This is a genomic window from Stenotrophomonas sp. YJH_SMC_36, assembly GCF_059369935.1.
This window is the reverse complement of record NZ_JCAFTD010000005.1, coordinates 295,060-319,334: the sequence shown is the minus strand read 5'-3', so window position 1 is coordinate 319,334 and position 24,275 is coordinate 295,060. Positions and strand designations below refer to the sequence as shown.

The following is a 24,275-nucleotide window of genomic DNA, read 5'->3' as shown; positions in this document are numbered from 1 at the left end:
TGTTGTCGCAGCCGCTGAGACGGCAGCGGCGTAGGCTACCCACATGGGTATCGCGATCAAAGGCCGAGGGTCCAGCTCCCACCTTGCCGGGCGCTTCGAGAGCACCGTCAGCGAGGCAGTGGACGACGGCTGGGAAGTGGATGAAAGCGAAGAGTTCGCGGCCCCCCGTCTGCGCACCGAGGTACGCGCTGAAACCGCGCGCAGCATCATCAGCCGCAATACCTCCCCGGACGTGGGCTTCAGCCAGTCGGTCAATCCGTATCGTGGCTGCGAGCACGGTTGTTCCTACTGCTTCGCGCGCCCGTCGCATGCCTATCTGAACCTGTCGCCGGGCCTGGATTTCGAGACCAAGCTGTTTGCCAAGACCAATGCGCCGCAGCTGCTGCGCAAGGAGCTGTCCCGGCCAGGCTACGTCCCGCAACCGATCGCGCTCGGCATCAATACCGATGCGTACCAGCCGATCGAGCGCAAGTTCAAGCTGACCCGTCAGTTGATCGAGGTGATGCTGGAGACGAAGCATCCGTTCTCGCTGATCACCAAGAACGCGCTGGTCGAGCGCGATATCGACCTGCTTGCGCCACTGGCGGCAGAGAACCTGGTCAGCGTGCATTTCTCGGTGACCTCGCTGGATCCACGCCTGTCGGCGAAGCTCGAGCCGCGCGCCTCTGCACCGCACGCTCGCCTGCGCGCGATGAAGCGTCTGCATGAGGCGGGCATTCCGGTTGGCGTGATGGTCGCGCCGGTAATTCCGTGGATCAACGACAGTGAACTGGAAGGCGTGCTCGAAGCGGCGCACGAGGCGGGTGCGCGTACTGCCGGCTATGTGCTTCTGCGCCTGCCTCTGGAAGTTGCACCGCTGTTCCGCGACTGGCTGGACGCCCACCATCCGGATCGCGCGGCGCACGTGATGAGCACCATCCAGCAGCTGCGCGGTGGCAAGGACTATGACAGCCGCTTCGGCACGCGCATGCGTGGCCAGGGGGTCTATGCGGATCTGTTGAACAACCGCTTCAAGCTGGCGCGCAAGCGCCTGGGCTTCGACGCCCAGAACAGCCACTGGCCGAAACTGGATTGCAGCCGCTTCCAGAAGCCACTGCCGCCGAAGGTGGATTCGCCTCAGGGGTCGTTGTTCTGAAGTAGTGGCACTGGCTACTGCGGAACGCGTATGGAAAACCGTGATCACGATCTGCGCCTCGGCGACGGATACGACATCGCGACTGCGCACATCGCTCTGTTCAACTGTGTGAACTCCAGATTACTATCCACTTCCTCCTGAACCCACGGTTCAGGCGAAAGCGACTTCAGATCTGGCAACACAAGGAATAAAAGCGAGCATGAAGCTCCGTTCGAAAGGCGTGTCTACCACCGCCGCACTTCTGCTGCCCGTGCTGATGTCGGGCTTCCTCCTGGCACCTCCTGCGTCCGCGAAAAAGGCAACCAGGGTCTTCTATCAGAACAACAACGGGGACTCCGGAATCAAGGATCTGGACAAGATCACCGTTACCCATCTGCGTGGTCCATCAGTTGGCACTTCAGGTGTCATCTCGATTGGCATAGGGGTGTCCTACCACTCGGACGCGTCGATGCCCGCCAGGACAGCGGTGGAACAGGAAACCGACGATCGTCGTGATGACTGCGGCGAGCGCAAGGGCAACCCCGTCGTGCTCTACACCGGCAACAAGGTCGAAATCGAACGGGACTTCACCGTCGGTGGGGAGATGGGCCTGTACCTGGAGCGCACCTACAACCATCACTGGAGTGCTGCGGGCCTGTTTGGCAACCACTGGATCAGCAACTTCGACTACAGCATCGCATTCTCGAACGCGCAGAAGACGGCCTGGGCACAGCGGCCGGACGGACGCAGGCTCAAGTTCGTCTGGAGCGAAGCGAACGGGCGCTGGAACGAGGATCGCGCCAAGCCGATCGCCTACCTGACAAAGAACAGCGATGGCAGCTTCACCCTGTACAACGAGGAGCTGGGCAGCGAGCGGTACGACGCTGCTGGATACATTACCGAGCTTCGCAATGAGCAGGGCGTCTTCTGGACATTCACGTACAGTGACAAGTATCTGCAGAAGGTTACGCATTCCTCCGGCCGCAGCATCCAGTTCGTCTGGTCCAACGGATCGCTGACACAGGTCAAGGATCCTGCGGGCAACGTCTACCAGTACACCTATACCCCGAATGCGTTCGGCACGGGACGTGCGCGTCTTGCCAGCGCAACCCTACCGGGCTCGCCGCAGACCACGATCAGCTACCACTACGAGGACGCGCGATATCCAGGTGGCTTCACCGGCAAGTCCTACAACGGCGTGCGCTACTCTACTTTCGCCTACGATGCCAACAGGCGAGCAACGCTCTCGGAACATGCCGGCGGTATCGAGCGGCACACCTTCAGTTACGCCATCGAGAGCAGCGCGCCGGTGGCGGTACCTCCAGCGCCGGTGCATCCAGGCGGCATCCGGGGCAACGAAGAGACGGGCTGGTGTGAGTACAGACCGGGCCAGGGCAACATCTGCATCCAGCCCCGGTCCTTGCCCGGCGGCCCTGTTCAAATCGCCGCCGACCCGAGCGCCCAAGGCGTGCTGTTGGCCGCCACCGGGGAGCGGACCCGTCCGGTCAAACTGAAGGTCAGCGAGACCAATCCACTTGGCCGCACGACAACGTATGCCTATGAGGACGGACGACAGGTGTCGGTGACCGGCAACCGATCAACGACCTGTCCCACCAGCTACAAGGAACGCACCTACGATGCCAATGGCAATCCTGACCTCGTTCACGACTTTGTCGACAACGTCACTGATTTTGATTACAGCCCCGATGGCAATCTGCTGAGGAAGGCCGAGGCCGTTGGCAGCGCTGCGGAACGTGTCACGCTTTATCAGTGGGATGCGGCGGGACGGCATCTGCTGAAGGAAACGCGGGTTGGTGATCGCGAGACCAGCTTCAGCTATGACAGCCGCGGTAACGTCAGCTCGGTCACGACACGAAATCTCAGTGCTGCCGGCGTCAATGGTCAGGCCAGAACCACTCAGTACACCTATACCTACCACGCCAATGGGCTGACGGCTTCCGTCAAGGAAGATGGCCCCTTGGCGCAGGACGACATCACGTCCACCTTCAATGCGAAGGGAGATCTGTCCAGTGTCACCAACGCGTTGGGGCACAGGGTGACGTACGCCGCCTACAACGAACTGGGGCAGCCGGGCCGTATCACCGGACCCAATGGCGATGTCCGTGAAATCACCTATGACGCTCGCGGCCGTGTTCTGGTAGACCGGATCAACACAGGGTCCGGTTGGGCAACGACCACAACGACGTACAACGCGACGGGCGACATTGCCAGCATCACCACACCTGTGGGAATCAAGACGCTATACAGCTACGACGCTGGCCGGCGCCTGATGAGCGAAGTTCAGCCGATTGGGAACGGCAACTGGCTGTGGACGCGTCACACGTATGACACCGCATCCAATCGCACACGCACTGAAATCGCGCAGACGGACTATTCCAGCGAGAGCGTTGTCAGGGGTGTAATCGACGAGGTCACCCACGACGCACAATGGAACTGGTTCGTGCGAGGCTGGGCCTGCTCCTCGGGTTCGGCGTCGTCCATCCAGGTTGATGGCTATGCGGAGGGCGGAACCTATCTCGGCAGTGCACAGGCGAACCTTGCCAGCGAGAGCCAGGTAGCATCCGCGTGCCAGGCAACAGGAAACGCATATCGATTCCAGCTCCCCCTCACGCTGGAACAGCGCCAGCAGCTGGGTGGGAAAAAGATCACGCTCTACGGCCATTCTCCGCTGGGCGCGCAGTACAACCGAGCTCTGGACAACTCCAGCACCTTCTCCATTCCCACCGCGCACATCATCGGTGACGTTGCAGGGATCATGAACGATGGGAACTGGAACTATTCCGTGCAGGGATGGGCCTGCTCGGTAGGAGTCAACGCCGCAACCACGGTTCATGTCTACGCAGGTGGACCTGCAGGCAGCGGCACCTACCTTGGCAGTGTGACCGGGATGCTGATCCCGAATGACGATGTGAAAGAGGCTTGCCAATCACAGGGCTCTTACTGGTTCGGACTTGCATTGGATGCAAATACACGAAGCGTTCATGGCGGCAAGCCGCTCTATGTTCATGGCATCTCTCCCTGGGGCGGCCCCAATCTGGCCATCAATCGGTCCGGTACGTTCACCGTTCCAACCATCTCGCGTACTGCTGAGCTGGTGCAGGCGTCAGCCGGCCCAGAGCACATCTTCAATGGTGAAACGTCCACGGTGACATTCCAGTTCCGGAACACCGGCAACGTTGTCTGGAACCCCGGTGACACCTACTTGGCGCTGACGACGTTGCGGACAAGTCAATCCGTGGGGCTCAACAGTGCGGTGGCTCCTGGTGCCGTGGCCACCTTCACCATCAACGTCTCGCCGGTCAACAGTGGCAGCGGAGTTGCCCAGTTCCAGTACTTCGGGCAGCTCGCATCCGGTGCAACCGTCTGGGGACCTAAGGGACAGGTAACGATCAGAGCCGAGAACCATACAGGAAGCTGCAACCTGATCTTCTGTGAGCAACCCCGCTAAGGAAAGCCAAGACCATGTCCACAATTGCTTTGGCCATGATGGGGCTCAACACCATCGTCTCGGCCGTGAACTACGACTACGACGAGCTGGGAAGGCTTGTCGCCGAGCGTAATGATCAGGGGCGCAATGTGCGCTATGCGTATGATCTGGAGGATCGGCTGGTGCAGACCACCGATTCCCAGAACCGGGTGAGCCGATACTCCTATGATCCGCTGGGTCGATTGCTCGTACAGACGGATGCGAATGGCGGAACGACACGCTTTGCCTACGACAAGGGTGACCGGCTGGCATCTGTGACCGATCCCCGCGGCCTGGTAACGACCTACCAGACCGATGGATTTGGACAGCTATGGACGCAGACCAGTCCGGACACGGGTCGCACAGACCACGAGTACAACGCGGCGGGCCAGCGCATTGCGACGGTGTTGAACGACGGCAGCACCGTCGGTTACGGGTACGACGGGCTGGGCCGCTTGACCAGCCAGAATGCTGAGGGTCAGCAGCAGACCTATACGTACGACAACTGCGTGAACGGCAAGGGGCGTCTGTGTGCCCATTCGGCTCCAGGTGCAAGCGCGCGCTTCACCTACAACGCCGCAGGACAGCTGGTAAGCCGGACTGACCAGCTTTCGCAGGCGAACACTCTGAGTGAGGGAACTGTCAGCTACGCCTATGACAGTATCGGGAGGAACAGCACCGTCACCTATCCCGATGGCACGCTCGCGAAGTACGACTACGACAGTAGAGGCTTTCCGCGGTCCATGACCCTCACCAAGGGCACGGTGACGCAACAGGTTGTTGGACCCAGCGTCTACTCCGCTCTGGGAGCGCGGCAGCGCATGCCCTTTGGTAATGGCCTGGTGCGCAGCTACGCGTTCGATCAGGGCGGCCGCCTGGAGGCCCAGGTGGTGCGGAATCAGCAGACCACCGCTCTCAGCCGCACGTCATACCGCTACAACGGCGACAACGAGATCATCAAGATCAACGACGATGTGACGAGCAACCTCAGCCAGGCTCTGGGCTATGACGCACTGGGACGCCTGAGCACGCTGACACGAGCGGGCATCGCCTATACGCTTTCCCATGACGCAGGTGGAAACTACACGGCGCTCAACGCGAAAGCAGAGGCGACCCGCTACGTCATCGACGCAAGCAGCAACCGGATGCTGCAGTTCATCAACCAGGATGGCACCCGTACGTATCAGTACGATGCGCTCGGCAACAGGATCAGCGAAACAGCGGGCAGCCGCATCTCGACCTTCACCTACGGCCCGTTCAACCGGATGATTCAAAGCAACGTAGGCGGGCAACGAACGGACTATCTGCTCAATGCCCAAGGGCAGCGCGTGGGCAAGAGCAGCGCGAGCTCGACCAGTCGCTACTTCTATGCAGGTCAGAACCAGCTTCTGGCCGAACAGACCGGAAACACCTGGACGAACTACCTGTGGTTCGGTGGTGAGCTGGTTGGCATCGACAGGAACGGGTCGGTGAACTTCGTTCACAACGACCATCTGGGGCGGCCGGAGTATGCGACCAACAAGGCGCAGCAGGTGGTGTGGAAGGCATACAACTATGCCTACGGGCGCAGCGTCCTGAAGGACGATATCGGTGGGCTCAATATTGGTTTCCCGGGGCAGTACTATGACAGTGAGAGTGGGCTCTGGTACAACGGATTCCGTGACTATGACGCGAGCGCCGGGCGCTATGTGCAGAGCGATCCGATTGGGTTGGCGGGTGGGGCCAATACCTACGCCTATGCCAATGGCAACCCAGTAAGCCTTGTCGACCCATTGGGGCTGGAATGGGTAACCATCGGATATGACTATCACGCTGTATCAAACTATGGCACATGGTGGCTGAATCGCCTGAACGACAGAGTCTCGCATGGAATGGAATCAAACATTCCGGGATCCAATCCCAATGAGTTTTTGAATACAAAGAGGGACGTCATTCAGGAGTGGAAGATTGATTGTCCTGAAGGTGAGAAGAAAAGCGGTGAGCGCCGTCGCGAGATAAGGGAAGGGACGCAGCGTAGAATTACGCAAAAATTCGTTTATGGCCCGGATAGCTGGGCAGTTGGTGGCTACTCCTACCATTGGAAACCAGGCGTGCCAAATCAAACCAACATGACTATCGTGGAGCTTATGCAAAAATCCGGAGTGGGGCCATGAGGGCTGAAGGCGCGAGCAAGTCTAGTACTACGATTTGGCTGATGGTATGGGGCTGGATGGATATCATCGGTTTGGCATCTATGGTGGGAGCAAACGTCTACCAGGGGCGGATTCCAGTTCTTTCGGACATTTCAGATGCGATCAAAGCGCAGCAAATGTATGGAAGCGCATTTCCAGTCATTGTTTCTGCGGTGAGCGTAGCTCTATTGGCTTCTTTTGTTGCGTCCGGATACCTGTTGATCAAGGGGAGGAATGCAGGGAGACACCTCGCTTTTATTCAATCTCCATTTAGAATTATTCTGTTCATGCCGTCGCTATTTTTTCTGGAGTACACGGGCGTTTTCAGCCAGTACCCGTGGGCCCTAGTTGCAGCCCTGGTGCTCACAGAGCTTGCAAAGCTATGGTCGATCAGGCGCCGCCCAGCCTCTAACTAGCTGGATGGCGAATGAGAAGTATTGGGTTGCTAATGCCAGGCTCCGCGGTCTCACATGTTGCCTGGTATTTGCGATTTTCCATAAATAAGTCCCACGCAATTAATTCCATCAGGTCAGGAGAAGGTCGCTCGGCCGTTATCGAACTACTCGGTACCTGGATATGCAAGTGCTGTTGCAGAAGCTGCTCCCACGGTATGCGAGCGAGTTCTGCAGCGGTACTTGGAAGGAGCGCCTGTGGGGTGAGTTCATCACTCAGCATCGTCCACAGCAGAACGGGATGGTCGAACGGGTTATTCGGGCACTCAAGGAGCAGTGCGCGCGGCGACATCGCTTCGAGGGCCATATCCGCGACCTACGGCTAATCGCCGGTCGAATTGTCTTCTGCAACCAGCAGTGACCTCATCAGGCCCTCCACATGATGACCCCAGATGCGGCCCATGCTACTGCGTTAACTGCATGGAGAAAAAATGAGCAACTTGCTATTGAGCGCTCTCATCAATCTGCTGGGATTCGTTGGTCTTGGCGCAGTAGGTATTCTCCCGCTCCGTTCATGGCTGGAGCTGGAGGCTAGCCATGAAACGGAGCTAGGCGACTAGGAATCGAGCGATCTTTTTATCGATGCTGGCTGTTACCAGCGCAGCCCTCTGGAGTGCGCTGCAGATCCTGCGACATCTCTTCAACTGCCTCACCGGGGAATACTGTGGTCCAAACGTCGGAAGCGGATGGAGCTATCTGGCGACACTGGGGGCAATCTACGCACTGTTCGAGATGTTGGTTCTGACAACGCATGCAACGCTCAGAAGCAGGGGCTGACTTGTCGGTTTGTACTTTCGGTCTACCTCGATTTTTCGGAAAGACAAAAGCTGCCGATGCAAGCGGGATGGACCAGATGAGACCCCGATCGCGGTGACAATAGGGTGCATTCATGGAAGCTGCGACCACCAGCTATGGAAGAAACATCAATCAGGATCTGGAAGAAAAATGTGAATAATGCCAAGTTTGTAAAGATCTTTCTTTTGACGGCGAGGGCTACAAGTGTCGGCGCCTTGGTCTATTTCTACAGTAGGGCGTCGTCGCTCTACCGTCTTGTCAGAGAGTGCCTTGATCATGTGGAGGACGTTCCTGCGTTTGAAGCCTGCAAGCGTCATCCGGACTCAATTCAGTTTGAGCTCATTGGCATGACGGTGGCGTTCTTCGCGATTCTTGCGCTGACAAACTGCAAGATTCTATCTGCGGAAAAGTAAGGGAAAACAGAGTCATCTCCGATCTCGGAAAGAGACGGCAGTTGGGGAAGTGGATGGTAAAGACCAAATCGTTTTTCCGGTCGCTGCTGTACGTGGCGGTGGCTGTCCTGATAGGTGCGACCTACCTCTCAATGGGCCGTTCGATAGGAGGCGGAGATTGGAATGGGAAGCCAACGGAAGCAGATTTGCGCGGGGCCGCCAAGACGTTCGTGTTGCCTTCTGGATTCCCTCCGGCTGATGTCCAGATTCTGCAGAAGGTCACCTTCCTGGCGGTGGTCTTCGACGCTGAGCTCGAATCTGATCTAGAGCAGGTCGCTGCCTTCTTCTTGAAGCAGGCAGCAGAGAACAAGTGGCAAGTGAAAATGGACAGACAGCAGACCGACTACCGCCTGATGGTGTTCTGCGATGGCCGCTTGGCACGCTCGGTGGAGCTGACCGTCAGGGGGCGGATCGTCAAGCTGTATGGCGGGATCTACTGGGAGTCGAACAGGAACAGCGACATGTATTGCTCGACGGCTCTCCAGTTGGCGGGGGGATCAATACGTATGCCTATGTCGAGGGGAACCCGATCAGCATGATCGATCCACTTGGCTTGATCGGGTACCTGTGTCAAAAGGGAAACAATGTTGGTATCTCGATTCCAATCAACTTCCAGGGTGCAAACTCCGCACAGATATCGCAGGCAACGAGGGCGATCGAAAGCGCCTGGAGTGGAAAGATCGGGGCCTACAACGTAAAGACAACAGTGAAGTCCATTCCGGTTTGGCACACCGCCACGACTAACGGAATCGCCATCCGATCCGGAACACGCGAGTCGTATGTGCAGATGCCTTGGGCCAACGAGGGAGTCTGGTATATGCCCGGCCAGTGGGGAGACGCGACATTGGCTCACGAGTCAGGTCACTTGTTGGGTTTGGCTGACCATGGGACCGGAATCATGGGCAGAGATCTCAGTGTCCCGTGTCCGAGCAGAACATACAGGATCTCCTCGACCCTTCAAATGAGGCCATAATCCGTGTCTGTCAATGCAGTAACTAGAATTTCATTCTCCATGGTTCTGCTGGCGATGCTCGGCTGTCAGGCGACCGAAGGTAACACCACACTCAGCCATCGATATGGGATATGCGCCAACCTCCCAGTTGGTGTTGAGTTTCGAAAGGTCCCACCCGGACCTGACTTTGATCTTGGGGTTATGGAGTCTGAGGGGCATTACGCGGAAGTCTTCATCGGACGTCACCCAAAGTTCTCTCATCGCGTCATCAAGAGGGGCGTAACCGCTACAGATGGATTCGAGCTTTTGGGCCAGGAGTCCGGCGATGGCGTGGAAAGAATGCTGTACGCATATAATCGCGGTGACCTTGAAGGTCCGAGTTACGTCATGTTCATGGCCGTCGATATCCGGCCGATGAAGAAAATTCTGAATGCAAAGAATTTTCTCGTGAGTTGCAGATAAACATAATTTCGCAGGCCTTGCCGCTACTGTACTCTTTGCCCGAGTTTCAAACCTTTCAGTTCGATCGAGAAGAAGATAACGGCCGAATGCAGAAAATACGGCACCGATATCGGCGGTCTCAACTTGTAAGTGCAACACGTGATCTGGATGCCTGCAGTTCGGTATTCATGGCCTCTGCAGGTGTCTTCCAGCCCAGCGTCTGACGCGGTCGGGTATTCATCAACCACGCTACATGGTTGAGATATTCCTGGGTGGCCATGGACAGATCCGCGCCCTTGGGCAGAGACTGGCGCAGCAAACCATCGATGTTCTCGTTGCTTCCACGCTGCCATGGCGGCTGCAGTTGCGAGCAAGTCCCCGTTACAGCTAGCTTCTCGTACTGCAGTTGCCTACGCTGTTGGTTCGGCGTTCGGTCGCCAAACTGGACTTAAGGTCGCAGGTCTTGCGGCATACGGATCTGCAATCAAAGCAGCACACAACAGTTATGGCGCATTGGCAGCTGCGGCTGTGGTGGGAGAGGAGAGATGAATTGAAATCCCATTCAAGTTTTCATGCCCCAGTTGCGGTGCTCCGGGTCAGGGCCTTCCGCTTCGCCGTTCGATCGAGAAGAAGATAAGGACCGAATGTAGAAGCTGCGGAACCGAAATCATTTCGGAGCTGGGCCACGTTAAATATGCAATCTGCTACGTAATCGCTTTGGTTTCTGTGGCGCCCATTGGCATTGTCCTTGTTGCCGGAATTTTGACCGCACGGTGGCTATGGGTAGCTGCAGCACTCATCCTTGCCAGCCTCATTTGGACTTCGACATTGCTTTTCCATTCGCGGAACGCCAAAGTGCTCATCGCCGACAGGATGACCGGAGCGATACGGGCGAACGCACACGCCAAGCACGTAGCTCCTTGTGGTGCTCCCCCCGACAGCTTCTGCGCACTCTGGGGGCGGCCGGAGTACGCGACCAACAAGGCGCAGCAGGTGGTGTGGAAAGCGTACAACTATGCGTACGGGCGCAGCGTCCTGAAGGACGATATCGGTGGGCTCAACATTGGTTTCCCGGGGCAGTACTACGACAGTGAGAGTGGGCTCTGGTACAACGGATTCCGTGACTATGACGCGAGCGCTGGGCGTTATGTGCAGAGTGATCCGATTGGGTTGGCGGGAGGGATCAACACGTATGCCTATGTTGGAGGGAATCCGGTTAGCCGAATTGATCCATTCGGGTTAACGCAATGCGATATCGATGCTGCATTTGCCTTCGCAAAGAGGATGAATCCAGATATCAAGTTTGGAGCCGGTGCGCCAAAGGCCGATATACCGCGCGGCGGTGTTGAGGGGGAGGCACAACTGCGGGGAGGTGACGGATATATTCACCTCAACGAAAGGTACTTGGATGTGCTTGATTGGAGTGGTGTCTATAATTTGCTTGACACGATAATTCATGAAGGGCTGCACTTCACTCGCCCGATAGGGTTGCAAGAGAAGTCGAACAGCTACGATCATCGATATATTAGCCCTGAGGCAACTCGGCGAGCACGTGAGCAAGTCTACGATTTCAACAATGAGCGGAAGTCGCAGTGCGGGTGTGACCAATGATCTTGCTGGCTAGAATCCTGTTGCTAGTGCTTCTTGTTGCATCCTGCAGAACTCAAGGGGGCGTCAGGGCGAGTGAGAGTCACGAGTGCATCATCGTTGATGATGCAGAAATTGTGACGTTATCTCTTGATGGGTTGAACGAGTTCGAATCGAATTTGTGGGCTGCGAATTCCGGTCACCAGCTCCGATCCGGCTCAAGCTCTGTTCTATCCTTGAGAATCTTCTCCGAAAGGGAAGGCGTTGCTGATTCGCAGTATTCCACAAAAATAACGGGTTACCCGAGTAGTGCCGACGCTCTAGGGATGAAGAAGCTTCGCTTGGAAAATGGACATTTTTCGAGTGGATGGTCTGGATTTGCGTACAAAGCTGACTTCTGGACTTCCGACGAAATTTCCGTTGACATAAATCCATTGCCTGGCCGCGAAGGTGTCGTGGAAGTTACGGGTATGATTGGCGCGGCAAATTCCTATAGACGAGAGAAGAAGGAATTTGATCTTCATTTCACCTGCAAGCTAGCCAAGCGCACGTTGACAGAACTGAGTCCATGGCAAGGCGGCGCTGGTGATATCTGGCGCTTTTTTTATCCGTAGGCAAGGTCGGGTAGCTGATTGGCCGGGTAGGCTCAATGCCCATCTTGCGGCACACCTCGCTAACCGCCATGCCCAGCTCGACCTGCTTGAGCGCGTACGCAATCTGCTCCTCGGTGAAACGGGACTTCTTCATCGCCTGATTCCTCGTGATCCACGGGGCGCATGCGGGGCGAAGTCTCTACTTTACGGTGGCCCGGTTTTCTGGGAGTGGGTCAAACTTCAACTCAGTCACAGGTCTGACTAAAGGAATCCGGAACATGCTACGAGGAAATGCTAAGTTGTCGGACGCGAACGAAGTCGCAAAAGGGATAAAAGATAACGTAACGGACCCTGCATCGCCCTGCGATTGTGGAAAGTAAAAATTATGAAAACACTTTTCTGGCTTGGCATGGCATTTCTATTGATGCTTCCGGTGAACTTCCTCGTGGTGACTATTGGCAGAATTCTGTCAGGCGAGGCCTGGGGAGAGAAGGACATGGTAGGTCTTGGCATGGCGATATTCGGAGTAGCGGCGGCCGTCATTCTGTATAGACGGCCGCCGCTCGGAAGCTCTCGACGAAAAGGCAATCGTTGACGCTGATGTCAGTCGTCCGCTGTGTCGCCTTTTCCTTACGCCGCGTACCGGATGTATTGCTCGACGGCTCTCCAGCAGGCGCTGGCAGGACCACCGACCTGCCAGAACCTATCCGGCGATGTCCGTGATGCGTCACCCACCCCCAAACAACCTCTGCGCACTCTGGAACAGGATCCAGCTCGTCGCGATGAACTTGTCGCCACCCTGCGGCCGGTTGCCGCGGTGGGTGTGGGTGAAGGCGGTCGGAGCCAGCGGCAGGCTGCCGGTACGCGCTGCGATATTGGGTTGGCGGGGGGGAATCAACACGTATGCCTACGCAGCTGGAAATCCCATTTCCATCACTGATTCAGCTGGTCTTGCGCCAGATCCCATTGTAGGCTACATGCCTGCTTTCGGCCCGATCATCACCAAAACTCCGACCACCCTAATTCACTGGGCGGAGAAGATGGTTGTAGGTCTCTTGGTTGGGAAGGCGTCGTTTGGATGCCTTGATGTAAACAAGGCCGGCCAAACTGTGCCGAAAATGTCTACAGTACTGGGTAGGATCTCGGTGCGGTACATGTTGTTGGAACCAACTGAAATGGGATGTGCTGAGTTGAGCTGCGATAAGAATGGCATCATCGACGCACTTGAAGTGCCAATTGATGTGTGCCCAGTTTCAGGAGCTTCTTCATGAACGGCGAAAGTGACAGCGGTGGGAGGACAACTACTCTCGGAAAGACAATCATTGTAAAGACCACATTTCTAGTAATGTCGCTAGGGGGAATTACAGTAATTTGGAACCTTCCTCGCCCCTTCTCAGACATTTCAATTCTGCTAGGCATAGCTTGGATATTCTTCACGTCCAGAATCTTGAGGTGGTTCTTCATTCGAATGGGATGGACAACGAAGGAGCGGGAAGGAATTCTCTTCAAGTAGAAAGTTTGGTTCTTCTCCCATCTGAGTGGAGAAAGCTTACGGTCGACCAGAGATTATTAGTTGTTGAGAAAACAAGCCGAGGCTGAGATGAGAATGTTCAAATGCGGCTTTTTAGTGCTCGTCAGTTTTGTTTCTGCCTGTGACGGCTCATCTGGTGGAAATGCGGACTATGCAGTTCTTCAAAAGGAGAGCATTGCTTGCACTCCGCCAGCGCAGGTAGAAATACAGCCCTGGGGAAAATCCGGACTTTCCGGAAGCTGCAAAATGATTGTCGGCCAATTTACAGGGGTCGAAAACGGTCGCGTAATTTTGCGAGGGCAGTACGAAGCCGGTCGACAGGTTGGCGTCTGGCGGTGGTATGACAAAGACGGGAACGTGACTAAAACGATTGATTACTCGAGATCAGCCCCTGCACACTGAACTAAGCCCCGCCCATCGCGGGGCTTCTTCTTAGGGATGGTCTGAACAATCACCACGGAGTGCTGAATTTCCAGCATCTGAGTGGTCCAGGCCCTTCAGGGGCATGCGACTGCCGTTGATCTCTGCCCTTGAAGCGCCCAATCGGGCACCTCGGGTCGGAGTGATCCCTATGCCCGAAGCAACTGCCGGCGCACCATCCACAGGTTGGACAGCGCAAACAGGTTGAGTACCTGCGCAGTGTTTCTCGCCAAACCTCGATAACCCGCCTTGGTGTAACCGAACTGGCGTTTGATCACCCGAAATGGGGGCTCGGCTCTGCCTCACCCACCCCCAAACAACTTATGCGCACTCTGGAACAGGATCCAGCTCGTCGCGATGAACTTGTCGCCGCCCTGCGGCCGATTGCCGCGATGGGTGTGGGTGAAGGCGGTCGGGGCGATCAGCAGGCTGCCGGTACGCGGTGCGATCTTGCGGCCCTGGAACAGGAACTCGGTTTCGCCTTCGTCGAATCCATCGTTGAGGTACAGCGTCCACAGCACATGCCGGTGCAGCGTCTCGGCCTGCGCATCCTTCGGGTACAGCTCGCAGTGCCAGTACGGGTAACCACCCTCGCCTGCGGCATACCACTGCAGGTTGATCGCGCCCGGGCGCAGGCAGGTGCGCGCCAGGTCGGCCAGCTGCTGCTCCGGCATGTCGGGGAAGTCCTCGGCCGACAAGCGTCGCGGCTGACCGTCGCTGTCCTGGATCTGCAACATCAACGGTGCGATCAGCGCCTGTGGATAACGGCGTAGATAAGTCAGCAGGCCCTTGAACACGGCCTGCTGCAGCTGTACGTCGACGTCCTGCCAGCCCTCCAGGCCGCTGATGCGCAGGTCCTTGCTGTGCTTGAGTTCCGGGAACACGCCGCTGCCGACGGCACCTGGCATCAGGCCGCGGGTGGCACGCAGGCGCTCGACGATGGCAGCACAGACCTCCGTGGGGACCGCGTTGTGGATGACTTCGATGAAATCGACCGGGCCCTGCTCGTGCATGCGTGCATTCCTTCGGCGGCAAGGGCTTGATGGTGCCGTTTGCCGCCGTCGGTGTCACCCCACGGTCATGTCATTGAACTGCCATGAGCGTGGCCGCAGTGCGGGGCTCAGGCCTGTGCGGCGTCGTGCTGGTGGTGGTAGCGCACCGCCTCGGCCACTTCCTCGCGCGAGCCGAGAAACACCGGCACGCGCTGGTGCAGCTGGTCGGGCTGGATGTCGAGGATGCGCTCGCGGCCGGTCCAGGCGGCACCGCCGGCCTGCTCGACCAGCAGGCCCATCGGGTTGGCTTCGTACATCAGGCGCAGCTTGCCGGCCTTGGACGGATCCTTCCGGTCCCACGGATAGATGAAGATGCCACCGCGCGTCAGGATGCGATGCACATCGGCCACCATGCTGGCGATCCAGCGCATGTTGAAGTTCTTGCCACGCGCACCTTCCTTGCCGGCCAGCAGATCGCCGACATAGGCCTGCATCGGTGCTTCCCAGTGGCGCTGGTTGGACATGTTGATGGCGAATTCCTGGGTGGCCGCCGGAATCTGCATGTTCTCGGTGGTCAGCACGAACTCGCCCTTCTCGCGATCCAGGGTGAAGGCATGCGTTCCGTGGCCCACGGTGAGTACCAGCTGGGTGCTCGGCCCGTAGATGCAGTAGCCGGCCGCGATCTGCTTGCTGCCCGGCTGCAGGAACGCGTCATCGCCCGGCAGTTCGACGTTGGTCGGGCAGCGCAGCACCGAGAAGATGGTGCCGACGGAGACGTTGACGTCGATGTTGGAGCTGCCATCGAGGGGATCGAACAGCAGCAGGAAATCGCCACGCGGGTAGATGTCCGGCACCGGCTGGCTGTGGTCCATTTCCTCCGAGGCGCAGGCGGCGAGGTGGCCACCCCAGGCGTTGGCTTCGAGCAGGATCTCGTTGCTGATGACATCCAGCTTCTTCTGCGCCTCGCCCTGCACGTTGCCGGTACCGGCGTCGCCGAGCACGCCGCCGAGGGCGCCCTTGCTGACGGCGATGGAGATGCTGGTGCAGGCGCGGGCGACGACCGCGATCAGCTGACGCAGGTCGGCATTGATGCGGCCGGCGTGCTGTTCCTGGATCAGGAAGCGGGTCAACGAGGTACGGGACATGGGCGGACAGGTCTCGGCAGCGGGAAAACGCCTATTGTCGCCCGTCTGGCCGCTGCGTGCGTGAGCGCGGGAAGGCGTAATCGTTTCCAGATGCGTTGCGCGCGTGGCCATCCTGCATCGCCTCCCCTTCCCACGCGCTTCAGGGTTCGCCGCGAGCGCGGAGGGTGTGGCAAAGGCAAAGCAGGTGCAAAAACAAAGGCGCCTTCCGGCGCCTTTGTCTTCAAGCCACTGGAGCGTGGGTTCAGCCCTTGGCCACGGTGGCCACGGCCTTGGCGACATACTCCAGGTTGTTCTGGTTCAGCGCAGCCACGCAGATGCGGCCAGTGCCGACGGCGTAGATGCCGAACTCGTCGCGCAGGCGCTCGACCTGCTCGCGGCTTAGGCCGGAGTAGGAGAACATGCCCGCCTGCTCGTTGATGAAACCGAACTGCGGGGCGCCGGCGGCCGCCAGCTTCTCGACCAGGCCCTGGCGCAGCGCGTGGATGCGTTCGCGCATCTCGGTCAGCTCCTGCTCCCACATCGCACGCAGTTCCGGGTTGGTCAGTACACCGGCCACCAGCGCTGCACCGTGGGTGGAGGGGCTGGAGTAGATGGTGCGGATCACGCGCTTGACCTGCGACTGCACGGCCTTGGCGTCAGAGGCGGTCGGCGCCACCATCGACAGTGCACCCACGCGCTCGCCGTACAGCGAGAACGACTTGGAGTACGAGTTGGCGACGATGAAGCTGTCGATGCCGGCTTCGGCGATGATGCGCACGGCGGCGCCATCCTGCTCGATGCCCTTGTCGAAGCCCTGGTAGGCCATGTCGATGAAGGGGAACAGCTGGCGGTCCTTCAGCAGCTGTGCGACCTGCGTCCACTGCGTGACCGTGAGGTCGGCACCGGTCGGGTTGTGGCAGCAGGCGTGCAGCAGCACCACGCTGCCCGGCTGCAGCTTCTGCAGGTCGGCCAGCATGCCGTCGAAGTCGACACCGTGGGTCGCGGGATCGAAATAGGTGTAATCCACCACCTCGAAGCCGGCGGCACTGAACACCGCGCGGTGGTTTTCCCAGCTCGGGTTGCTCAGCGCGACGGTGGCGTGCGGCAGCAGCTTCTTGAGCACGTCGGCGCCGACGCGCAGCGCACCGCTGCCACCGACGGTCTGTGCGGTGGTGACGCGGCCTGCGGCCAGCAGCGGCGAATCCTTGCCGAACACCAGCTCACGCGTCGCCTGCGTGTAGGCCGGAAGGCCGTCGATCGGCAGGTAGCCGCGCGGTTTGGCTTCGGCGGCGAGCTGCTGCTCGATCTGCTTGACGGCGCGCAGCAGCGGAATGCGGCCGCTCTCGTCGTAGTAGATGCCCACACCCAGGTTGACCTTGGTCGGGCGGCTGTCGGCGTTGTATGCCTCGGTCAGGCCCAGGATCGGGTCGCCTGGGACCAGTTCCACGTTTGCAAAGAAGGACACGGCGGTACTCGTTCGGTAGACGGAAAGGGGGAGGAATTGCGCCACGCGGCTTGCGGCATTTCGGCCGAAAACGGCCCATCGTAACAAAGCCTGCCGGGGCTGGCCGCCACCATCGTCATCCGCGGCCCCGTACCATGGCGTGCGTTGCCGACCGATCCATCAACCTGAATCATGAATCCTCCCGCACGCCGCAATCGCCTGCCCCTGTCCGCCCTGCTGCTGTCGCCGCTGGTCGCGATGGCGGAGCCGTCCACGACCGCCCTGCCCCCGGTGCAGGTGCAGGCAGCCCGTGTGCAGGGGATCGATCCGTTCGCCCTGCCCGCCAGCCAGGACACGGTCTGGATCGATGCTGACCGCGCCGGCACCGGGGCGCAGCTGTCCGAAGCATTGGGCGGGGTGCCGGGCCTGCTGGCCCGCGACCGGCAGAACTTCGCGCAGGACACCCAGCTGTCGATCCGGGGCTTTGGCGCCCGCTCGACGTTCGGCGTACGCGGGGTACGCGTGCTGATCGACGGTGTGCCGGCAACCATGCCCGATGGGCAGGGCCAGCTGTCGCACGCCAGCCTGCTGGGTGCCGAACGCGTGGAGGTGCTGCGTGGACCGTTCTCGGCGCTGTACGGCAATTCCTCCGGTGGCGTGCTGCAGGTGTGGAGCGCGCAGGGCCGGGCGGGCGACCCGTGGCGGCTGCGGCTCAGCGCGGGCGCGGACACGACCCTGAGCGTGGGTGCGCAGCTGCGCGGCGCGGGTCAGGTGCTGGACTACAACATCGCGGCCAACCACTTCCGTACCGATGGCTGGCGCGACCACAGCCGTGCCCGGCGCGAATCGCTCAACGCCCGCGTCGGCGGCGAACTGGCAGGCGGGCGGCTGGAGCTGCTGCTCAACGCGCTGGATGCGCCCGATGCGCAGGATCCGCTGGGTCTGACCCGCGCGCAGGTCGCGGCCGACCCGCGCCAGGCCACCGCCGTCGCTCATCAGTACAACACCCGCAAATCAGTGCGCCAGCAGCAGGCCGGCCTGCGCTGGAGCCGCGAGGCCGGCGCGCAGCGGTGGCAGCTGATGGGCTATGCCGGCCAGCGCTCGGTCACCCAGTATCTGGCGATCCCGCCGACGGCCCAGGCCAACCCGTTGCATGCCGGCGGTGTGATCGACCTGGACAGTGGTTATGGCGGCCTGGACGCGCGCTGGAGCTGGCAGGGCGAGGTGGCCGGCCGACCGCTGGACCTGGTCGCCGGGCTCAATGCGGACCGCCAGCGCCAGCAGCGCACCGGCTACGAGAACTTCGTCGGCAGCACGCTGGGCGTGCGCGGGCGCCTGCGCCGCGACCAGATCGACATCGTGCAGAACGTAGACCAGTTCGCCCAGGCCTGGTGGCAGTGGAGTCCGCGCTGGTCGCTGCTGGCCGGCGTGCGGCACAGTGCCGTGCGCTTCGAATCGGACGACCGCTACATCACCGACCGCAACCCGGACGACAGCGGCCACCGCCGCTACCGGGCCACCACACCCGTGGCCGGCATCAGCTTTGAAGCCCACCCGCAGTGGCGCCTGCACGCCGCCGTGGGCCGTGGCTTCGAGACACCGACCTTCAATGAACTGGGCTATCGCGCCGACGGCCAGGCCGGGCTGGCGCTGGATCTGGCGGCGGCGCGCAGCCGCACGCTGGAGATCGGCAGCAAATGGCATGCACAGGATGGAATGCAGCTGGATGCAAGCCTGTTCCGCGCAGATACCGACGACGAGCTGGCCGTTGCCAGCAATATCGGTGGCCGCAGCACCTACCGCAACATCGGCCGTACGCGGCGCCAGGGCATCGAACTGCAGTACCGGCAGCCGCTGGCCGAGCAGCTGGAACTGCAGCTGGCCTGGACCTGGCTGCAGGCACAGGTGCGGTCGCCCTATCTGACCTGTGCCGGCAGCGGCTGCCGTGTGCCCGATACCCGCGTGGATGCCGGCAGCCGCCTGCCGGGTGTTCCGCGCCAGCAGGCCTTTGCCCGCCTGGAGTGGACGCCCGCGGACTGGCAGTGGGCGGTGGAGGCCACCGCGAGCAGCGATACCGTGGTGAACGACCTCGCCGACGAACGCGCGCCGGGTTACGCCCTGCTGCATCTGGAAGGGGGCCGCCAGTGGCGGCTGCCCGGAGGTGAGCTGCGGGCCTTCGCCCGGTTGGAGAACGTGCTTGACCAGGCCTACATCGGCTCGGTCATCGTCAATGATGGCAATGGCCGCTACTACGAGCCCGGCCCGGGCCGCCGCGCCAGTGTCGGCCTGCAGTGGTCATGGCGCTGACCTGACCGGCGGCGCCTGCGGGCCGTCAGTCGGGCGCCTTGGCCGGCACGAACGGTGACGTCGGGTCGCTGGCCGGGAACGTTTCCTCCAGCGCCTCGTCCTGGTTGTCGCTGGCGTGCTGCTTGCGTTCGCGTCGCTTGAGCGGGCTCTCCTGCCCTCCCCGATGGCGGTCGCCGCCGTCCTTGCGGTCCAGCGCGGCCTGTTCAGCCTCGCGCTTCACCGGCAGATGCTCGCCGGACTGTGCGGCGTCGAAGAAGGGCGCGCCCGTGCCACGGAAGTCGGCATCATCGTTGTCGTGCTTGCCGCGCTGCTCGCCGGGAATTGGCGCACGGTTCTCGCGGAGCGGGTCTCGGGAGGTCTCTCGGCTCATGATCAGGTACCTGCGCATGGGGAGGACCACTACACCGCCACTGAGGTAAAGGCACCGCGAACCCTGCGTCATGAACATCTCTGTCACGGCTGGATAACGCTGCCGCCGGTATTCCTGCCCACCCGACCCGCTGCAGGAGCCGGTCATGCCCCGCCTGGAACGTCCCGCCCCGTCCGTGTTCAACGCCCTGCTCGATCCGCTCGGCCAGCGCACCGCGCAGCGCCGGACGCGTCGCCACGAAGATCCGCAGGCCGTGGCCCAGGATTACCTCCAGTACATGCTCAGCGATTACGAGGAACGTCGTGGTCACGGTCATCGCAACTGGCGTGACCTGTGCCCGGTGTATGCCTTCGCACTGACCACGCATGCGGCGGACTGGCCGCGTGGGGATGCGGCCGATACCTGCGAGGAGCTGGCCGAGCATTGGGAACAGATGCGAGGGCAGTCGCGGCTGGGCTGGTCGCAGGCGCGGCCGGTGGTGGAAGACGCATGGCGCGCGCTGGATCATATTCCGGCAGCGGCGGTAAGACCCCTGCTGCAGTGACCTGGCCGGGATGCTGCGCGCCGACCCGGCGTGCACGGCATCGACACGGGTGGTTTACACCCGGCACCGGAAGCTGACGGTCCTGCTCAAGCACAGGTGCGCGCATGGCCCGCCCGATCTGGACCGGAACACTCTCCTTCGGCCTGCTCAACGTGCCGGTGTCGCTGATGTCCGGCGAACGCAAGGTCGATCTGCAGTTCCGCATGCTCGATTCGCGCGACCGCAAACCGATCCGCTTCGAACGGGTCAACGCCGATACCGGTGAGGAAGTTCCGTGGAAGGACATCGTCAAAGCCTACGAGTACGACAAGGGCAGTTACGTCGTGCTGGAGGAAGGCGACATCCGTTCGGCGGCGCCCGAAAGCCATGAGACCGTAGAGGTGGAGACCTTCGTGGACGCGGCGCAGATCGATCCGCGCTACTACGAAAAGCCCTATCTGCTGGTGCCGGGCAAGAAGGCCGAGAAAGGCTATGTACTGCTGCGCGAGACGCTGCGCAGTACCGGCAAGGTCGGCATTGCACGGGTGGTCGTGCGTACCCGCGAGTATCTTTGCGCGGTGATGCCGCACGAGCACGCCCTGGTGCTGATGATCCTCCGCTATCCGCAGGAGCTTGTCGACCCGGAGGACCTCAAGCTGCCCACCGGCACCCTGTCCGAGTACCGCATCACCGGCAAGGAAACGGCGATGGCCGAGCAGCTGATCGAGTCGATGGCTGGCGACTGGGATCCGTCGCAGTATCACGACGAGTTCCGCGAGCGCCTGCAGCAGGTGCTCAACAAACGGATCAAGGCCAAAGGGGGCACCACCCGGGTGGACGAAGAGCCTGCACCGCGCGAGGACGCCACCACCAACGTGGTCGATTTCATGGCCCTGTTGCAGAAGAGCCTGGATGCGAACAAGCGAACCCCCGCGGGCAAGACGGCCGCGCGCAAGGCGCCGGCGAAGAAGGCGGCCGGCAAGACAGGCAGGAAGACCGCGAAGAAGGCAGCGAAGAAGGCAGCGCCACGGCGCAAGGCGGGGTGATCCATGTCGCTGCATCAGTACCGGCGCAAGCGTCGGCTCGGCGGCGGCAACGGGCAGACGCCGGAACCGGACGACCAGCCGGCGCCGGGTGATCCGAAGCGGCGGCCGATCTTCGTCATCCAGCTGCATCACGCCAGTTCGCGCCATTTCGATTTCCGCCTCGAAATGGACGGCGTGCTCAAGAGCTGGGCGGTGCCCAAAGGGCCATCGCTGCGCGTTGGCGAGAAGCGGCTGGCGGTGGAAGTGGAAGATCATCCCCTGTCCTATGCCGGCTTCCAGGGCGATATTCCCGAGGGCCACTACGGTGCTGGTCACGTGGAGGTCTTCGACCACGGCACCTGGGCATGCGCGGGTGATCCACTGCAGGCGCTGGCAGCGGGCAAGATCGATTTCGTCCTGCATGGCCAGCGGCTGGCCGGGGGATGGAAACTGGTGCGGACCGCGATGAAGGGACGCCAGGTGCAGTGGCTGCTGATCAAGCGCGAAGACAGCGAGGCCCGCGACGCAGAGGCCGACGACCTGCTGCACGCGCCATTGCATGAACACCCCGGGAGCGCGAAGAAGATGACGGGCAGGAAGACACGCAAGGCGGAGTCGCGCTGGCACGCGCGCGCGCTGAAACTGCAGGGCGCCCGCGACCGCCCGTATCCGCGTGCATTCAAACCACAACTGACCGACCACCGCGATGCCGCGCCCGATGGCGATCGCTGGCTGCACGAGATCAAGTGGGATGGCTATCGCCTGCTGGCCGATCTGCACGGCGGTGAAGTGAAGCTCCGCTCGCGCAACGGGCTGGACTGGACCGGGGACTTCCCTGAAGTCGTGCAGGCCGTGCAGGCGCTGCCGGTTGATGACGCGCGCCTGGACGGTGAACTGGTAGTGCTCGACGAGAAGGGGCGCAGCGATTTCGCCGCCCTGCAGCGGGTCATCGATGGCAGCTCGAAGGCGCCGCTACGCTACCTTCTCTTCGACCTGCCCGGCGTGGCGGGAGTGGACATCAGCGCGGCACCGCTGCTTGAGCGCAAGACGCTGCTCAAGGCGTTGATCGGTGACACGCCCGGAACGCTGGCGTTCAGCGATCACGTGCTCGGCCATGGGCCGCAGGTCTTCGCCGCCAGTGGTAAGGCCGGGTATGAGGGCATCGTCAGCAAGCAGGTGGACGCGCCCTACGTCAACGTGCGTGCGCGCAGCTGGGTGAAGGTCAAGCATGAGGACACCGATGAGTTCCTGATCGTCGGCCATACCGCGCCGAAGGGCTCGCGCGTGGGGTTCGGATCGTTGCTGCTGGCAACTCCCGACAAGGACGGCCTGCGCTACGTGGGTCGCGTCGGCACCGGCTTCGACGATGACAGCCTGCGCGCGCTGGCGCGGACGCTGAAGCCGTTGGCGGTGGAGGACGCTGCGGTGGCGCTGCCCGCGCACGTCCCGTTCCGCGCCGCCAGCGTGCACTGGGTGAAGCCAGTGAGGGTGGCCGAAGTGGCCTTCCGTGGCTGGGGCAAGGAGGGGCTGCTGCGACAGGCCAGCTTCAAGCGGCTGCGCAGCGACAAGAGCGGCGAGGATCTGGCGATGCCTGCAAAGACCACGAGCAGCGACGACGCGGTTGCCATCAGCCACCCTGAGCGTGTGGTCTTCGCGAAGAAGAAGATCCGCAAGGGCGACGTGGTCGACTACTACCGGCAGATGGCGCGCTGGATCCTGCCCGGGATCGTGGGCAGGCCCCTTTCGCTGCTGCGCTGCCCTGATGGCGCGGGCAAGGCCTGCTTCTTCCAGAAGCACCACGGCCCGGGCCTGGGCGACGCCGTGCATGCGGTCCCCCTGCAGCAGAAGAGCGGTCGCGAGGACTACGTCTACATCGACGATGTACGCGGCCTGCTGCAGCTGGTGCAGATGAACACGCTCGAGCTGCATCCCTGGGGCGCCACGGTTGCCGATCCCGAACATCCGGACCGGCTGGTATTCGATCTGGACCCCGGTGAGGGCGTCGGCTGGAACGAGGTCAAGGCCGGCGCGCGCGACGTGCGCGACCGGTTGCAGGAGATCGGCCTGCGCAGTTTCGTGCGGCTGTCCGGCGGCAAGGGCGTGCATGTGGTGGTCCCCCTGCAGCCCGCCGCCGACTGGGAACAGGCCAAGGCATTCTGCGAGGCCTTCGCGCAGGCGATGGCACAGCAGGCGCCCGAACGCTATGTGGCAACGATGAGCAAGGCCAAGCGCGGCGGTGTGATCTTCATCGATTGGTTGCGCAATACGCGTGGCGCGACCAGCGTCTGCTCCTGGTCGCTGCGCGCCCGCGAAAGTGCGGGCGTGGCGGTGCCGCTGCGCTGGGAAGAGCTTGCGCGGATCAAGGCGGCCGACGCCTTCCCGCTCGACAAGGCGCTGGCACGGGCCAAGCGCCTGAAGGCCGATCCGTGGCAGGGCATCGATGCGGTGAAGCAGACCCTGCCGTCGCTCGATCTGTAGGGCCGGGGCATTGGCCA

General features: G+C 61.1%; 18 protein-coding genes and 4 pseudogenes. 13 read left to right on the top strand and 9 right to left on the bottom strand.

The features are described 5' to 3' along the window. Positions 1-43 precede the first annotated feature (43 nt). The 4 genes from AC5P76_RS11825 (at position 44) to AC5P76_RS11810 (ending at position 7,188) form a co-directional block, all read left to right on the top strand. On the top strand, positions 44-1,135 hold the full coding sequence (locus AC5P76_RS11825) for a PA0069 family radical SAM protein (RefSeq protein WP_253118409.1): 1,092 nt from the start codon (positions 44-46) through the stop codon (positions 1,133-1,135). Between the two features lie 199 nt (positions 1,136-1,334). Then, positions 1,335-4,583 carry a DUF6531 domain-containing protein gene (locus AC5P76_RS11820; protein ID WP_253118408.1) on the top strand — a complete coding sequence of 1,083 codons (3,249 nt, stop codon included), beginning with the start codon at positions 1,335-1,337 and terminating at the stop codon, positions 4,581-4,583. A 14-nt stretch (positions 4,584-4,597) separates the two neighbouring features. Continuing rightward, entirely contained in the window at positions 4,598-6,754 is a 2,157-nt protein-coding gene (locus AC5P76_RS11815; protein ID WP_253118407.1) for an RHS repeat-associated core domain-containing protein, read from the top strand. Then, on the top strand, positions 6,751-7,188 hold the full coding sequence (locus tag AC5P76_RS11810; RefSeq protein ID WP_253118406.1) for a hypothetical protein: 438 nt from the start codon (positions 6,751-6,753) through the stop codon (positions 7,186-7,188). The genes AC5P76_RS11815 and AC5P76_RS11810 overlap by 4 nt, the downstream gene beginning before the upstream one ends. A 959-nt stretch (positions 7,189-8,147) precedes the next feature. On the opposite strand, the gene AC5P76_RS11805 is transcribed toward AC5P76_RS11810, so the two are convergent. Continuing rightward, positions 8,148-8,297: a hypothetical protein gene (locus AC5P76_RS11805; protein WP_155760128.1), complete on the bottom strand. Its 150-nt coding sequence runs from the start codon at positions 8,295-8,297 to the stop codon at positions 8,148-8,150. A 188-nt stretch (positions 8,298-8,485) separates the two neighbouring features. Between AC5P76_RS11805 and AC5P76_RS11800 the strand changes: the two genes are divergently transcribed. Together AC5P76_RS11800 and AC5P76_RS11795 are read left to right on the top strand one after the other, a co-directional pair. Beyond that, the gene (locus tag AC5P76_RS11800) at positions 8,486-9,010 is read left to right on the top strand and encodes a hypothetical protein (protein ID WP_253118405.1); all 525 of its coding nucleotides are present in this window, start codon (positions 8,486-8,488) and stop codon (positions 9,008-9,010) included. A gap of 437 nt (positions 9,011-9,447) precedes the next feature. Further along, positions 9,448-9,885, top strand: a complete 438-nt coding sequence (locus tag AC5P76_RS11795) for a hypothetical protein (RefSeq protein ID WP_253161728.1) — start codon at positions 9,448-9,450, stop codon at positions 9,883-9,885. A 118-nt stretch (positions 9,886-10,003) separates the two neighbouring features. Here AC5P76_RS11795 and AC5P76_RS11790 read toward each other — a convergent pair. Continuing rightward, positions 10,004-10,219: pseudogene (locus AC5P76_RS11790) on the bottom strand (transposase); the annotation flags it as partial. A gap of 500 nt (positions 10,220-10,719) precedes the next feature. Here AC5P76_RS11790 and AC5P76_RS11785 point away from each other — a divergent pair. Both AC5P76_RS11785 and AC5P76_RS11780 read left to right on the top strand, forming a co-directional pair. Next, entirely contained in the window at positions 10,720-11,475 is a 756-nt protein-coding gene (locus tag AC5P76_RS11785) for an RHS repeat-associated core domain-containing protein (RefSeq protein ID WP_429000954.1), read from the top strand. Next, positions 11,472-12,065: a hypothetical protein gene (locus tag AC5P76_RS11780; RefSeq protein WP_253118432.1), complete on the top strand. Its 594-nt coding sequence runs from the start codon at positions 11,472-11,474 to the stop codon at positions 12,063-12,065. Before AC5P76_RS11785 ends, AC5P76_RS11780 begins: the two co-directional genes overlap by 4 nt. A gap of 34 nt (positions 12,066-12,099) precedes the next feature. On the opposite strand, the pseudogene AC5P76_RS11775 reads toward AC5P76_RS11780, so the two are convergent. Further along, positions 12,100-12,198 (bottom strand): annotated as a pseudogene (locus AC5P76_RS11775) (transposase); the annotation flags it as partial. A 573-nt stretch (positions 12,199-12,771) separates the two neighbouring features. Beyond that, positions 12,772-12,918, bottom strand: a pseudogene (locus AC5P76_RS11770) (2OG-Fe(II) oxygenase); the annotation flags it as partial. Here AC5P76_RS11770 and AC5P76_RS11765 point away from each other — a divergent pair. After that, positions 12,872-13,315, top strand: coding sequence for an RHS repeat-associated core domain-containing protein (locus tag AC5P76_RS11765; RefSeq protein WP_253118431.1), 444 nt, complete (start codon positions 12,872-12,874; stop codon positions 13,313-13,315). The pseudogene AC5P76_RS11770 and the gene AC5P76_RS11765 sit on opposite strands and share 47 nt — an antisense overlap. A gap of 829 nt (positions 13,316-14,144) precedes the next feature. Here the strand turns inward: AC5P76_RS11765 and AC5P76_RS11760 are convergent. The 4 genes and pseudogenes from AC5P76_RS11760 to AC5P76_RS11745 all read right to left on the bottom strand — a co-directional run. Next, a pseudogene (locus AC5P76_RS11760) lies at positions 14,145-14,294 on the bottom strand (IS5-like element IS1646 family transposase); the annotation flags it as partial. 3 nt (positions 14,295-14,297) lie between these two features. Continuing rightward, positions 14,298-15,008: a 2OG-Fe(II) oxygenase gene (locus AC5P76_RS11755; protein ID WP_253118403.1), complete on the bottom strand. Its 711-nt coding sequence runs from the start codon at positions 15,006-15,008 to the stop codon at positions 14,298-14,300. 107 nt (positions 15,009-15,115) lie between these two features. Further along, positions 15,116-16,132 (bottom strand): class 1 fructose-bisphosphatase, encoded by a 1,017-nt coding sequence (locus AC5P76_RS11750; protein WP_053516088.1) that lies wholly within the window; start codon positions 16,130-16,132, stop codon positions 15,116-15,118. 241 nt (positions 16,133-16,373) lie between these two features. Then, entirely contained in the window at positions 16,374-17,576 is a 1,203-nt protein-coding gene (locus AC5P76_RS11745) for an amino acid aminotransferase (protein WP_253118402.1), read from the bottom strand. Between the two features lie 171 nt (positions 17,577-17,747). On the opposite strand from AC5P76_RS11745, the gene AC5P76_RS11740 reads away from it, so the two are divergent. Next, positions 17,748-19,862, top strand: a complete 2,115-nt coding sequence (locus AC5P76_RS11740; protein WP_253118401.1) for a TonB-dependent receptor family protein — start codon at positions 17,748-17,750, stop codon at positions 19,860-19,862. 25 nt (positions 19,863-19,887) lie between these two features. Here the strand turns inward: AC5P76_RS11740 and AC5P76_RS11735 are convergent, their stop codons facing one another. Then, positions 19,888-20,232, bottom strand: a complete 345-nt coding sequence (locus AC5P76_RS11735; protein WP_065182172.1) for a hypothetical protein — start codon at positions 20,230-20,232, stop codon at positions 19,888-19,890. 145 nt (positions 20,233-20,377) lie between these two features. Here AC5P76_RS11735 and AC5P76_RS11730 point away from each other — a divergent pair, with 145 nt between their 5' ends. The 3 genes from AC5P76_RS11730 (at position 20,378) to ligD (ending at position 24,258) form a co-directional block, all read left to right on the top strand. Further along, positions 20,378-20,776 (top strand): hypothetical protein, encoded by a 399-nt coding sequence (locus AC5P76_RS11730; RefSeq protein ID WP_053516083.1) that lies wholly within the window; start codon positions 20,378-20,380, stop codon positions 20,774-20,776. A gap of 104 nt (positions 20,777-20,880) precedes the next feature. After that, entirely contained in the window at positions 20,881-21,801 is a 921-nt protein-coding gene (gene ku / locus AC5P76_RS11725) for a non-homologous end joining protein Ku (protein ID WP_065174078.1), read from the top strand. Positions 21,802-21,804: 3 nt separating this feature from the next. Next, complete coding sequence (ligD, locus tag AC5P76_RS11720) at positions 21,805-24,258, top strand: DNA ligase D (protein WP_253118400.1); 2,454 nt, start codon at positions 21,805-21,807, stop codon at positions 24,256-24,258. The last annotated feature ends 17 nt before the right edge of the window (positions 24,259-24,275 follow it).